11 protein-coding genes are annotated in these 12,749 nt (G+C 73.2%); 5 read left to right on the top strand and 6 right to left on the bottom strand.

Going from position 1 to position 12,749, the window contains the following annotated elements; all coding sequences use genetic code 11:
* Nucleotides 1-426: 426 nt before the first annotated feature.
* The gene (locus Q1V71_RS16195; RefSeq protein ID WP_300645108.1) at nt 427-1,917 is read left to right on the top strand and encodes an HNH endonuclease signature motif containing protein; all 1,491 of its coding nucleotides are present in this window, start codon (nt 427-429) and stop codon (nt 1,915-1,917) included.
* A 321-nt stretch (nt 1,918-2,238) separates the two neighbouring features.
* Here Q1V71_RS16195 and pth read toward each other — a convergent pair whose 3' ends face one another.
* Nucleotides 2,239-2,841, bottom strand: a complete 603-nt coding sequence (gene pth / locus Q1V71_RS16200; RefSeq protein ID WP_300645109.1) for an aminoacyl-tRNA hydrolase — start codon at nt 2,839-2,841, stop codon at nt 2,239-2,241.
* A 52-nt stretch (nt 2,842-2,893) separates the two neighbouring features.
* Nucleotides 2,894-3,562, bottom strand: coding sequence for a 50S ribosomal protein L25/general stress protein Ctc (locus tag Q1V71_RS16205; RefSeq protein WP_300645111.1), 669 nt, complete (start codon nt 3,560-3,562; stop codon nt 2,894-2,896).
* Nucleotides 3,563-3,826: 264 nt separating this feature from the next.
* On the opposite strand from Q1V71_RS16205, the gene pepN reads away from it, so the two are divergent.
* Nucleotides 3,827-6,268, top strand: coding sequence for an aminopeptidase N (pepN, locus tag Q1V71_RS16210; protein WP_300645112.1), 2,442 nt, complete (start codon nt 3,827-3,829; stop codon nt 6,266-6,268).
* Between the two features lie 19 nt (nt 6,269-6,287).
* Here the strand turns inward: pepN and Q1V71_RS16215 are convergent, their stop codons facing one another.
* Nucleotides 6,288-7,142 (bottom strand): SDR family oxidoreductase, encoded by an 855-nt coding sequence (locus Q1V71_RS16215; protein WP_300645113.1) that lies wholly within the window; start codon nt 7,140-7,142, stop codon nt 6,288-6,290.
* A gap of 118 nt (nt 7,143-7,260) precedes the next feature.
* On the opposite strand from Q1V71_RS16215, the gene Q1V71_RS16220 reads away from it, so the two are divergent.
* A complete protein-coding gene (locus Q1V71_RS16220) occupies nt 7,261-7,629 on the top strand; it encodes a helix-turn-helix domain-containing protein (protein WP_300645114.1) in 369 nt (122 codons plus the stop codon).
* Nucleotides 7,630-7,821: 192 nt separating this feature from the next.
* Here Q1V71_RS16220 and Q1V71_RS16225 read toward each other — a convergent pair whose 3' ends face one another.
* Nucleotides 7,822-8,802, bottom strand: coding sequence for a ribose-phosphate diphosphokinase (locus tag Q1V71_RS16225; protein WP_300645115.1), 981 nt, complete (start codon nt 8,800-8,802; stop codon nt 7,822-7,824).
* Nucleotides 8,803-8,878: 76 nt separating this feature from the next.
* The gene (gene glmU, locus Q1V71_RS16230; RefSeq protein WP_300645116.1) at nt 8,879-10,372 is read right to left on the bottom strand and encodes a bifunctional UDP-N-acetylglucosamine diphosphorylase/glucosamine-1-phosphate N-acetyltransferase GlmU; all 1,494 of its coding nucleotides are present in this window, start codon (nt 10,370-10,372) and stop codon (nt 8,879-8,881) included.
* A gap of 105 nt (nt 10,373-10,477) precedes the next feature.
* Between glmU and Q1V71_RS16235 the strand changes: the two genes are divergently transcribed.
* A complete protein-coding gene (locus Q1V71_RS16235; protein ID WP_300645117.1) occupies nt 10,478-11,491 on the top strand; it encodes a hypothetical protein in 1,014 nt (337 codons plus the stop codon).
* A gap of 27 nt (nt 11,492-11,518) precedes the next feature.
* On the opposite strand, the gene Q1V71_RS16240 is transcribed toward Q1V71_RS16235, so the two are convergent.
* Nucleotides 11,519-12,283 (bottom strand): SDR family NAD(P)-dependent oxidoreductase, encoded by a 765-nt coding sequence (locus Q1V71_RS16240; RefSeq protein ID WP_300645119.1) that lies wholly within the window; start codon nt 12,281-12,283, stop codon nt 11,519-11,521.
* Between the two features lie 38 nt (nt 12,284-12,321).
* Between Q1V71_RS16240 and Q1V71_RS16245 the strand changes: the two genes are divergently transcribed.
* Nucleotides 12,322-12,714 carry a PaaI family thioesterase gene (locus Q1V71_RS16245; RefSeq protein WP_300645121.1) on the top strand — a complete coding sequence of 131 codons (393 nt, stop codon included), beginning with the start codon at nt 12,322-12,324 and terminating at the stop codon, nt 12,712-12,714.
* Nucleotides 12,715-12,749: the final 35 nt, after the last annotated feature.

The raw sequence follows: 12,749 nt of genomic DNA on the forward strand, positions 1-12,749 counted from the left end.
ATCGGTCACCGGGCCGACGCCGACCTGGTGGTCGCGCGGGGGGACGTCGGCGAGACCGAGCCGCGCTGGTTGGTCGAGCAGGCGAGCGCCAGCGCCGTTCTGCGGTGGTCGAGCAGGCGAGCCGCTAGGCGAGCCGTCGTCGAGACCCCGGTACGCCGGTCGCCCTGCTGTCATCCCGGGGTTGCTCCCTGGGTCGCCGTCGGTGGGTCGTGGCGCGTTCGCGCCGCAGCAGGTCCTGAATTTGAGTAGAGCGTGGTCGCCCTGGGTGCCGCTTGGGCTTCTTGGTTGCGGTCTGCTCGGCCCTCGCCCCCGCCTGGGGTGCTCGCTTCGGCTGGGCATCGATCGGACGGCGAAAATGTCACGGAAAAGTGCAGCTGACCTGGGAAAACACTGTCCATCGAACGTGTGTTCGACTAAACTTTCACCATGTCCACCAGCCCCCTCCTCGACGCGATCCGCGCCGCCAAGCAGCGCGAGGACGACGCCGCCCGGGAGCTGCTGATCGGAGTTGCCGAGTGGGCCGATGCGCACACCACCGGTGCGCTGATGCCGGACCTGTACGGCACCTACTCCCACCCCGACGAAGAGGCCCTTCAGGTTGCTGAGGACGCGTGGGTCGCTCGGTTCGGGATGCCCGGTGCCGACACGATGCTCGAGCTCGCCGGCGCCGGTGCCCCCGAGGTCTCCGACTTCGCCGTCACCGAGCTCGCCACCGCCCTCGGCCGCAGCCGTGAGTCCGGCCGCCTCCTCGTCGGGGACGCCATCGAGGCCAAGCACCGCCTCCCGAAGGTTTGGGCCAGGCTCGTGGCTGGCCAGGTCACCGCATGGCGGGTCCGCCGCCTCGCGCAGGCCACCCGAGGGCTCTCCGCCGAGGCCGTGGCGTTCGTGGACGCCCAGGTCGCGCACGTCATCCACACCACCGGCCCCGCCACCGTCCACCGGTTGGTGCTCGAAGCAGCCGCTCGGTTCGATCCCGAGTCGGTCGAGGTCGCCGAGTGCGACACCCGCGCCAACCTCTACTTCGACCTCGACCTCGCATCCCCCGCCACCTCGGTCGGTGCGGCCTCCGCCGTCAGTGCCGACGGACTGCTCGACCGTGCCGACGCCGAGGACCTCGAAGCCGCGATCCGCCACATCGCCCACCAACTCCACCTCGACGGCTCCACCGACGACCTCGCGGTGCGCCGCGCGAAGGCACTGGGCTACCTCGCCCGCGGCCAAGACCTCCTCCCCGACACCCACCCCGAGGCGACTGAGGCCGAGGCGACTGACCCCGAGGCGACGCAGGATGGTCGAGCAGCGAGCGCCAGCGAGCGTCGTCGAGACCGCGCAACCGACGCACCCACCGGCCCCGGCACCCGTCCCGACCCCCGCCCGACTCCCCGCCGGGTCGTGGTCCTCACCGTCCACCTGAGCGACGCCGCGTTGACCGGCGCCCCGCAGATCGACCCCGTCACCGGCACCCTCGGACTCAACCTCGCCCGCCTCGACAACCACCGCCAGCTCCTGACCGCCGACGCTGTCCGCGACTGGTGCGGCACCCCCGGCACCCAGGTCATCGTCAAGCCCGTCATCGACCTCCACGACACCGTCGCAGTGTCCTCCTACGAGGTCCCCGACCGCATCGCCGCACGGGTCAGGCTGGCCAGGACGACCTGCTCCTTCCCCCACTGCAACCGACCAGCCGAGACCGCCGACCTCGACCACACCGTCGAGTACTCCGACACCGGCCCGCCGGACCAGACGTCGACCGACAACCTGGCCCCGCTCTGTCGCCACGACCACCGCGCCAAGACCCACCCCTCACCAGCAGGGACACCCTGGCGAGTCACCGGACTCAGTCCAGGCCACTGGCTCTGGACCAGCCCCCACAGCCAGCACTACCTCGTCCACCCCGACGGCACCACCCCACTCTGAGCCCCACCGCCTGACCCTGTTGACAGCCCGACCACCACCCCGTGGCCGGGCTACCAGCACGCCCACCCCCTCGCCGCCAACGGCCCGGCGATCAGACCCCCCAGGGTGGAGGTCCCCTCCGGCACCAGGCGCCGGACACCACCTCCAGCTACGTCGCTCTCCTCGGATGACAGCGAGGCGACCGGCCGGGCAGGCGTGCGCGCGGCTGGGCGGGCTCGGGCGCATCCGGCTGTGCACAACTGCCGACCGCACACCGGTGCCAGCCGGTGGCGACAACGGCCCGCGCACTCGTCGGCCCGGCGGGACGGCGGGCAGCGACGCTCAGCTGTTGAAGCGCTGCTGGGTCTTCTCCAGCCCGTCGGAGACGAGCGACTCGACCGCGTCGGCGGCGGTGTCGACCACGAAGGGCAGGACCTTGCGCTCGGCCGAGGAGTAGTCCGACAGCACGAAGTCGGCGACCTCCTGGCGACCCGGGGGGCGGCCGATGCCGACCCGCACCCGGTGGAAGTCGCCGGTGCCGAGGGACGAGCGCATGGACTTCAGCCCGTTGTGGCCGTTGTCGCCGCCGCCGAGCTTGACCCGCATCGTGTCGAAGGCGATGTCGAGCTCGTCGTGGATCGCCACGACCTGGGCGGGGGCGACCTTGTAGAAGGTGGCCAGGGCCTTCACCGGCCCGCCGACCTCGTTCATGTAGCAACGCGGACGGGCCAGGACCACCCGCGGCCCGGGGACGCCGGGCGGGGTCAGCCGGCCCTCGACGACGTCGGCGCGGCCGGACTTGTGGGCCCGGAAGCCCGAGCCCATCCGCCGGGCCAGCTCGTCGGTGACCATGTAGCCGATGTTGTGCCGATGACCGGCATAGCTCGGGCCCGGGTTCCCCAGCCCGACGACCAGCCACACGTCAGTGGTCGAGTCGTCGCTCATCTGGGGATCCCGGGCCCGTCTGCTCAGAAACCGCACGAAGTGACGGGGTGCGTCACTCGGAGTCGGCGTCGCCCTCGGTCGACTCGGCCGGAGCGTCGGCGGCGTCCTCGTCGGACTCCTCGCGCTCGATGCCGGCCTCGGCCTCGGCCTCCTCCAGCTCGGCCTCGAGGGCCTCGGCGGAGACCTGCTGGGCGACGTTGACCACGAGGGTCTCGGGGTCGGTCAGCAGGGTGGTGCCCGAGGGGAGCGAGAGGTCCGAGGCGTGGATGAGGGTGCCGGCCTCGGCGCCCTCGACGGAGACCTCGAAGGACTCGGGGATGTGGGTGGCCTCGGCCTCGACGGAGACGGTGGCGTTCTCGGTGACGACCAGGGTGTCGGGGCCGGCCTCGCCGACCACCACGACGGGGACGTCGACGGTGACCTTCTCGCCGCGCTTGACCGCGACGAAGTCCACGTGCTCGAGCACGCGGCGGATCGGGTCGACCTGGACCTGCTTGGTCAGCGCCAGCTGGGTCGTGCCGTCGATGTCGAGCTCCAGCAGCGCGTTGGCGCCACCGTGCTTGAGGGCCATCATCGTGTCGTGGCCCGGCAGGGTCAGGTGCTGCGGCTCGCCACCCTGCGAGTAGACGACGGCGGGCACCTTGTGCTCGCGACGGATGCGGCGGGCGGCGCCCTTGCCGAACTCGGTGCGGACCTCGGCGGTGATCTTCTCGCTGGACATGCGCTCTCCTCGTGCTGCGGTGCTGCTGACGTGTCGGGGTGTGGTGCGGGGCCGTGCGTGACGTGTGGGAGCCGGGCGGGCCAGGGGCGGACGCAACAGCGCCGCGCTCCCGGTGGTGACGAGGCAGCGCGGCGCGATCTCCGCCCTGTCGATCACGGAGCCCCGCGACCTTGTCGGACCGCGCGCTCCCTCGCCGAGGCAACCGCACCAGTCTAGGTCGGCCCGCAGGCGAAGGCGAATCGGTGACCGCCCTACGGTGGGCCCATGTCGCTCACGCTGGCCGAGGCCCGGGACCGCGCCGCCACCGTCGAGGTCGCCTCCTACGCGATCGACCTCGACCTGACCGGCTGGGAGCGGGGTCGCTACGCCTGCACCACCACGGTCCGGTTCACCGCGACGACGCCCTCGACCTTCCTCGAGCTCACGGCCGCCACGGACGTCACCGTCGACGGCGCCCACCCGCTCACCTGGACGTACGACGGTCGCCGCATCCATCTGGAGGGCCTGCCGGTCGGGGAGCCGGTCGAGGTGGTCGTCCACGCCGAGGTGCCCTACGTCAGCGACGGCGACGGCATGCACCTCATGACCGACCCGGAGGACGGCGAGACCTACGTCTCGGCGTACCTCTCCCTCGACGTGGCGCAGCGGGTCCTCCCCTGCTTCGACCAGCCCGACCTCAAGGCGACCTTCGACCTGGCGGTGACGGCCGACCCGCGGTGGACCGTGCTCGCCAACGGCCGGGTGCGCGAGCACGACGAGGCCGCGGGACGCTGGCGGTTCGCGACCACGCCCCGCATCTGTCCCAGCCTCTTCGTGGTGTGCGCGGGGCCGTGGCACTCGGTGACCTGGGAGCACGCGGGGCTGCCCTTCGGCTGGCACGCGCGCGCCTCGCTCGCCGCCGAGCTCGACCGCGACGCCCAGGAGCTGCAGCGCACGACGGAGGCCTGCTTCGACCACTACGCCACGCTCTTCGACCAGCCCTACGCCTTCGACTCCTACGACCAGCTCTTCGGGCCCGGCCACAACTGGGGCGCGATGGAGACGCCCGGCTGCGTCACCTACCGCGACGAGCTGCTGCCGCGCGGGCGGATCACCGAGGACCAGCGCGCGCGCCGCGCGACGGTGATCGCCCACGAGATGGCGCACATGTGGTTCGGCAACCTGGTGACGATGCGCTGGTGGGAGGACACCTGGCTCAACGAGTCCTTCGCCGACTACATGGGTTACCGGGTCGCCGAGGACGGCGCCGGGTTCGCCGAGACGCTCGTGGTGCACGAGTCCTCCCGCAAGCCGAGCGCCTACACCGCCGACGAGCGCCGCTCCACGCACCCGGTGGCGCCGGCGCCCGAGGACGTCCCCGACGTCGACTCGGCCTTCGCCAACTTCGACGCCATCTCCTACTCCAAGGGCAACTCCTGCCTGCGCCAGCTGGTCACCTGGCTCGGCGACGAGGACTTCCTGGCGGGGGTGAACGCCCACCTCACGCGGCACGCCTTCGGCAACGCCACGCTCGACGACCTCGTGTCGGCGCTCGACGCGGTCTCGCCGCGCGACGTCCGGGGCTGGGCCGAGGTGTGGCTGCGCAGGCCCGGCTTCGACACCCTGACCGTGCGCCGCGACCCCTGCGGCACGCCGGTGCTCGAGCGGGACGGGGTGCGTCCGCACCGCTTCACCGTCACGGCGTACGCCGAGGACGGCACCGTCGCCGGGGAGCGGCTCGTCGACCTCGACGACTCCCCCGTCCCCCTTCCGGAGTGGTCGGGCCTGGCCGTCGTCCCCAACAGCCGTGGCGAGTCGTTCGTGCGGCTGCGCCTCGACGAGCACTCCTCCGCCCTGGTGCACCGACGTCTCGCCGACGTCGGCGACGACCTGCTGCGCACGGTGCTGTGGGCCCACTGCTTCGACGAGGTCCGCACCGGGGCCCTCCCCGTGGCGGCGTACGCCGACCTGGTGGCCGCCCACCTGCCCCGCGAGCCGCACGCAGCGCTCGTGGCCGCCGTGCTCGACCGCACCCTCGGACCGGTCCGCACCAGGGTCGCCACCGCCGACGCCGTGCCGGCCCTCGCCGACGCCGTGGCCGCCGCCTGCGCCGCCGGTCTCTCGGTTGGCCCCGGCGCCGAGGACGAGCAGGTGGCCATCGCCCTGGTCCGCGGTCTGGTGTCCACGACCCGCGACCCCTCACTGCTGGAGCGCTGGCTCGCCGCCGGCCGCACGGACACCGGTCCGGTCGGCGGGGTCGACCTCGACCCGTCCCTGCGCTGGTCGGCCCTCGCCCGCCTGGCCGCGCTCGGCGCCGTCGACGGCGACCGGCTCGAGGCCGAGCGGGTCGCCGACGGCTCCTTCGCCGGCGACCTCGGCGCCGCCTGCGCGCTGGCCGCCCGCCCCACCGCCGAGGCCAAGGCCTCCGCGTGGGGGCAGATGACCGAGCCGGAGGTGTCCAACCGGCTCTTCGAGTCCCTCGCCCACGGCCTCTGGGACGCCGAGCGGCCCGACCTCTGCGCGCCGTACGTCGACGCCTACCTCGACGCCGCTCCTGACATCGCGCGCCGCCGCGGCCAGGGCTTCAGCCTGGTGCTCGGCCGCAACGCCTTCCCCGCCCTGACCCTCACCGACGCCCAGCGGTCACGACTGGCGGAGGTGCTGGCCGGTGACGTGCCCACCGTCCTGGCGCGTCAGTGGAACGACGCGCTGGACGACCTGGGCTGAGGGTCCGGAGGGGCTCGGTTCAGGCCAGCGCCTCCTCGACCGCCTGGCGCAGGTCGGTGGCCGGGCGGCCGAGCAGTGTCTCGAGGTCGGTCGTCGGGACCAGCAGCTCGCCGGCAGCGATGCCCCTGTCGACATCGGCGAGCACGGCATCCATCGGGGCGGGCACGCCGGCGCCGGCGAGGATCTGCTGGAGCTGCTCGACCGGCACGTCGGTGTAGGTGATCTCCTGGCCGATGGTCTCGCCGATGACCGCGGCGACCTCGGCCAGCGTGTGGGCCTCGCCGCCGAGTTCGTAGACCTTCCCCAGGTGGCCGTCGGTGGTGAGCACCACGGCCGCCGCCTCGGCGTACTCGCGGCGCGGGGCGAGGGAGACCCGCCCCTCGCCGGCGGCTCCGACCATCCCGTGAGCCCGGTAGGTCTCGACCTGGGCGGTGTAGTTCTCGACGTACCACGCGTTGCGCAGCACGGTGTGCGGCACGCCTGAGGTCTCGAGCAGCTCCTCGGTGGTGGCGTGGTCGGCCAGGAGCTGCACCGACGAGCCCCGCGCGTGCGGGCCCGAGGTGTAGACGAGCTGCTCGACACCGGCCTCGCGTGCGGCCTCGACGACCCTGCGGTGCTGCTCGACGCGGCCGGGCTCGGTCCCGGACACCAGCAGCACGGCGGCGGCGCCGCGCACGGCGTCGGCGACGGCTGCCTCGTCGTCGCGGTCGACTCGGAGGACCTGCACGCCACGATCGGCGAGGTCGGCGAGCCGCTCCGTGGCGCGCCCGGTGGCGCGGATGTCGGAGGGGGCGACGCCGCGCTCGAGAAGCGCCTCGACCGTGAGGCGTCCGAGGTGGCCGGTGGCTCCGATGACGGTGATGGTGCGGGACATGGGTGGTTCCTCTCGTGGGTGACGCTGACACCCGCACCAACCGGACCCAGCAGCCGTTACTTCCCTATCGGAAGTAGGCACCTTGAAGTGCCGCGGTTACCTGAGGGATAGTGAGGGCGTGAGCACGGCACCGATCGCGGACCCCTACGCCGCCGCCTGCCCGACGCGCACGGTCCTGGACCGGATCGGCGACCGCTGGACGGTACTGGTCCTCCTGCTGCTCGCCGAGCGCACCTGCCGGTTCACCGAGCTGCAGCGCCGGATCGAGGGCGTGAGCCCGAAGGTGCTGACCCAGGTGCTGCGCGCGCTCGAGCGCGACGGCCTGGTCACCCGCGAGGTGCACGCGGAGGTGCCCCCGCGGGTGGAGTACAGCCTCACGTCGCTCGGCGGCACGCTGGTGCAGGCCGTCGCCGGGCTCGACGCGTGGGCGCGCGCCCACATCGACGAGGTGGAGCGGTCGCGGGCGGCGTACGACGCTCGCGCCTGACGTCAGGGCGCGCAGGCGCCGGGGGCAGCCTCAGCCTGGATCCACCGATGGTCGCCGTCGCGAGCGGCACCAGGTGGGTGGCCTGGCAAGGCGCCCGACGCGAAGGCCTGCTGGATGCCCGTCGAGCGTCGGCAACGCAGCCAGGGCGCCCAGCTGGTGTCGCGCAGCAGGCGAGAATCGGTGGATCCAGGCTCAGGCGTGCCCGTCGAACATGGACGTGACCGACCCGTCCTCGAAGACCTCACGGATGGCCCGGGCCACGAGCGGGGAGATCGAGAGGATCGTCAGCTTGTCGAAGCGACGGTCCTCGGGGATCGGCAGCGTGTTGGTGACGATCACCTCGACCGCCGAGCAGTTCTTGAGGCGGTCGACGGCGGGGTCGGAGAGGATCGCGTGGGTCGCGGCGATGATCACGCCCGCGGCACCGTCGGCGACCAGGGCCTCGGCGGCCTTCACGATCGTGCCGCCGGTGTCGATCATGTCGTCGGTCAGCACGCAGATCTTGCCGGCGACCTCACCGACGACGCGGTTGGCGACGGTCTCGTTGGGCCGGTCGGTGCGACGGGTCTTGTGGATGAAGGCCAGCGGGGCGCCGCCGAGCTTGGCCGACCAGCGCTCGGCGACCTTGATCCGGCCGGCGTCGGGGGAGACGACGCACAGCGGCTGGTGGCCGTACTTCTCCATGACGTAGTCGGTGAGGATCGGCAGCGCCATCAGGTGGTCGACGGGGCCGTCGAAGTAGCCCTGGATCTGGTCGGCGTGCCGGTCGATGGCGATCAGCCGGTCGGCGCCGGCGGTCTTGAACAGGTCGGCCATCAGCCGGGCCGAGATCGGCTCGCGGCCGCGGTGCTTCTTGTCCTGGCGGGCGTAGCCGTAGAAGGGCATGACCACGGTGATCCGCTTGGCCGAGGCCCGCTTGAGGGCGTCGACCATGATGAGGTGCTCCATGATCCACTCGTTGATCGGAGCGGTGTGGCTCTGGATCACGAAGGCGTCGCAGCCGCGCACCGACTCCTCGTAGCGGACGTAGATCTCGGAGTTCGCGAACTCGTACGCCGAGGTCGGCACCAGGTCGGTGCCGAGCAGGTCCGCGACCTCCGCGGCCAGCTCGGGGTGCGCCCGTCCGCTGAAGACCATCAGGTTCTTCTCGGTGGTCTTCTTGTATCCGGTCACGTCGAGGTGCTCCTAGATGCCGGGAGAGGCGCCGCGGGGGTGGTGGGCGCCGCTGATTGTGCCCCTCGCGGGAGCCTCAGCCCAACTCTGGGGCCGAGGCTTGGGACGAGTCGTCGGTCACCTCTGGACCACCTGCTGTTCCCCTGCCCGCCGCCTCCGCGGCCTCGGCCTGCGCGGTGCCGGCCCGGCGCTCCAGCGCCCAGCCCTCGATCACACGCATCGGTCCGGCGCTCACCGCCAGCGCGCCGGGGGGCACCTCGCCGCGCACGACGGTCCCCCCGCCTGTGCTCGCGCCGTCGCCGATGACGACCGGGGCCACGAAGGTGTTGTTGGAGCCGGTGCGCGCATGCCGACCGACGACGGTGCGGTGCTTGGCGACCCCGTCGTAGTTGGCCGTGATCGTGCCGGCGCCGATGTTGGTGCCCTCACCGATCTCGGCGTCGCCGACGTAGGAGAGGTGCGGGACCTTCGCGCCGTCGCCGATCACGGCGTTCTTGGTCTCCACGAAGCCGCCGATCTTGCCGCCGGCGCCGAGGCGGGTGCCCGGGCGGAGGTAGGAGAAGGGCCCGACCTGCGCGTCGTCGCCGACCACGGCCAGCTCGGCGTGGGTGCGCACGACCCGGGCACCGGCGCCGACCTCGCAGTCCTTGAGCGTGGTGTCGGGGCCGACCACGGCGTCCTCGCCGATCGTGGTGGCCCCGAGCAGCTGCGTGCCGGGCAGGATCGTGACGTCGCGGCCCAGGTCGACGTGCACGTCGATCCACGTGGTCGCGGGGTCGACGACGGTGACCCCCTCGCGCATCCAGCGGTCCACGACCCGGTCGTTCAGCAACCGGCCGAGCGCCGCGAGCTGGGCGCGGTCGTTGGCGCCCTCGGTCTGCACGACGTCCTCGAGGACGTGCGCGCCGACCATCAGCCCGGCCTCACGGGCCAGCCCGACCAGGTCGGTGAGGTAGTACTCGCCCTTGGCGTTGTCGTTGCCCAGCCGCGGCAGGGCGTCGAGCAGGAACCCGGCCTCGAAGGCCATGATCCCGGAGTTGATCTCGGTGATCTCCAGCTGCTCGGCGGTGGCGTCCTTGTGCTCCACGATCGCCAGCACCTCGCCGTCGCCGTCGCGCACCACGCGGCCGTAGCCGGCCGGCTCGGCGACGTCGCCGGAGAGCAGGCTGACCGCGCGCTGGGCCGCCTCGTGCTCGGCCACGAAGTCGCGCAGGCTCTGCCCGGTGAGCAGCGGGGTGTCGCCGTACGCCACGAGGACGGTGCCCGAGGTGGTGCCGGCGGCCTCGACGGCGACCCGCACCGCGTGGCCGGTGCCCTTCTGCTCCTCCTGGACCGCGAGCAGGCAGTCGGGCAGCAGCGCGGAGACGTGCGGAGCGACGAGCTCGCGCTGGTGGCCGACGACGGCCACGACCGAGCGCGGGCTGGTCTCGGCCACCGCGGCGAGCACGTGCCCGACCAGGCTGCGCCCGCCGATCTCGTGCAGCACCTTCGGGGTCTTCGACCGCATCCGCGTGCCCCCGCCCGCAGCGAGGACGACGACGGTCAGGTCCTTGAGCACGGGCTCGGCCACTGGTCTCCCTCGCCGTCGGTCCGGGTCGACCCCGGCTGACCGCCACACTCTAGAGGTCCTGCCGCGACACGCCAGGGGGTGATGGGTGCCGACTAGCCTGCGCAGGTGACCGATCGCACCGACCTGGCCGCCCGCCTCCTCGACGCCCAGGTGGCGTGGGTCGTCGAGCAGCTCGAGCACGACCTGCCCGCGATGGTGGCCCGCGACGTCGCCGACCTCCTCGACGCCGGCTCGCGCGTCACCGTGGGCAAGGTCGCGGACCCGGAGGCGATCACCGCGCTCATCTCCGACGTCCTGGTCCGAGTGCCCCCGAGCACGGCCGCGAGCACGTTCACCGCCGTCCTCGCCGAGGTGCTGCACGACGGGCCGACCGATCAGCACACGCTGGGACAGGTCGTGGCGCGCGAGCACGTCGAGGCCTTCGCCGACACCCTGCTCGGCAGCGGCGAGCGGCTGCACAGCGCCCTGGACGACCTCACCCGGAGCCCCGCGGTCTCGGCCCTGGCCTCGCGCTTCATGGGCCGGGTCGTGGCCGAAGTGGTGCAGGCCAACCGCGCGGTCGCGGAGAAGCTGCCGGGCGTCGGCTCGCTGGTCTCCCTCTACGCCGGCGCGGCCGGCAAGGTCATGGGTGCCACCCAGCTCGACGCGCTCGTCGGTGCCGCGGCCGGCCAGGGCGCCGGCTTCGCGGTGCGCCGGCTCAACGCGGTCGTCGTGGAGACCCTGCGCGACCCCGGCACCCGCGCGGCGGTGCTCGAGGTCTACGACCTGTACGCCGACAAGCCGCTGTCCGGGGCGGGCGCGGTCCCCCTGGACCGGGTCCAGCACCTCGCCGGGATGGTCCAGGACGTCGTCATCGGCGCCGCACCGTCCGAGCCGGTCCTGGCGATGGTCCGCGCCGTGGTCGACGGCTTCGTGGCGACGTACGCCGAGCACCCCGTCTCCGAGCTGGTCACCGACCTGGGGCTGGACGCCGCGGTGCTCACCGAGCACCTGCTGCCGCCGCTGACCGCGCTCGTCGCAACTGCCCGGGAGTCCGGGGACCTCGAGCCGCTGGTGCGTGCCCGCCTGGCGCCCTTCTGGGAGTCCCCCGCTGTCGCAGGGATCCTCGCCGAGGGCTGAGCGCGCCCGACCCGGGCCCGGCCCGGCTCAGCCGGCCGTGCGGCCCGCGTCGACGACCTGGATGCTGCCGTTGACCGCGGCCGCGTCGTCGGAGGCGAGGAAGCAGATCGTCGCCGCGACGTCGTCGGCGGCCATCAGCCCGCGGGTGGCCGCGACCCGCATGATCAGGTCCCAGTCGGCGCCGTCGGGCACGCCGATCGTCTGCACCTGCGGGGTGTCCATCCCACCGGGGCACACGCAGTTCACCCGCAGCGGCTCCTTGAGGTACTCCACCGCCAGCGCCCGGGTCAGCCCCACGATGCCGTGCTTGGCGGAGGTGTACGCCGCGGAGTAGGCCTCCCCCATCACACCGGCGACCGACGCGACGTTCACGATCGTCCCGCCGCCGCCGGGGGCGAGCAGCAGGTGCGGGATCGCGGCCTGCGCGACGAAGAACGGCCCGCTCAGGTTGAGCGCGATGTCGTGCGCCCACTCCTGCTCGGTCACCTCGGTGGTGCGACGGAAGTCGTGGCGACCGGCGTTGTTGACCAGCACGTCCAGCCGGCCGTACGCCGCCACCGCCTCGGCCACCATCGCGCGGCAGGACGCGGGGTCGGTCTGGTCGAGGTGCCCGAAGCGCACCTCACCCGGGCCGTCGGAGCACTCCGCGGCGAGATCGGCGAGCAGGTCCTGCGACCGTGCCGCGGCCCAGACCCGTGCCCCGCCGGCGGCGAGCCGGCGCACGGTCGCGGCGCCCAACCCGCTGGAGGCACCGGTGACGACCGCGACCCGGCCGGTGAAGTCCTGGACCATGGCGAGAACCTAGCGGCGCCGGGTCCTACGGTGGCGCCATGACACCCGTCGGCGACCCCGGACCGTTCTCCGCCCACCTCGGGTTCCGCGTGGTGCGCGCCGACGCCCAAGGCGCGGTGGTGGAGGCCGACCCGCAGCCCGAGCACCTCAACGGCGGCGGCATCCTGCACGGCGGCTACCTCAGCGCGCTGCTGGACAGCGCCACCGGCTGGGCCGTGCACGGCGCCGGGCCGGCGGGCATGGTCGCGCCGCACGTCACGCTCACGACGCAGTTCCTCAGGGCGGGCGTCGCCGGCCGCCCGCTCGTGGCGACCGCCACCTGCACGAGCCTCGGCCGGCGCATCTGCACCACGGAGGCCGAGGTCTCGCAGGGCGGCAAGGTCGTCGCTCGCGCCACCGGCACCCACGCCGTCGTCGTCAGCGGAGGCTGACCCGGCGCGGGACCGGCACTGGACCGGCTTTCCCG

This window comes from Nocardioides sp. (genome assembly GCF_030149505.1).
In the GTDB taxonomy this organism is placed as follows: domain Bacteria; phylum Actinomycetota; class Actinomycetes; order Propionibacteriales; family Nocardioidaceae; genus Nocardioides.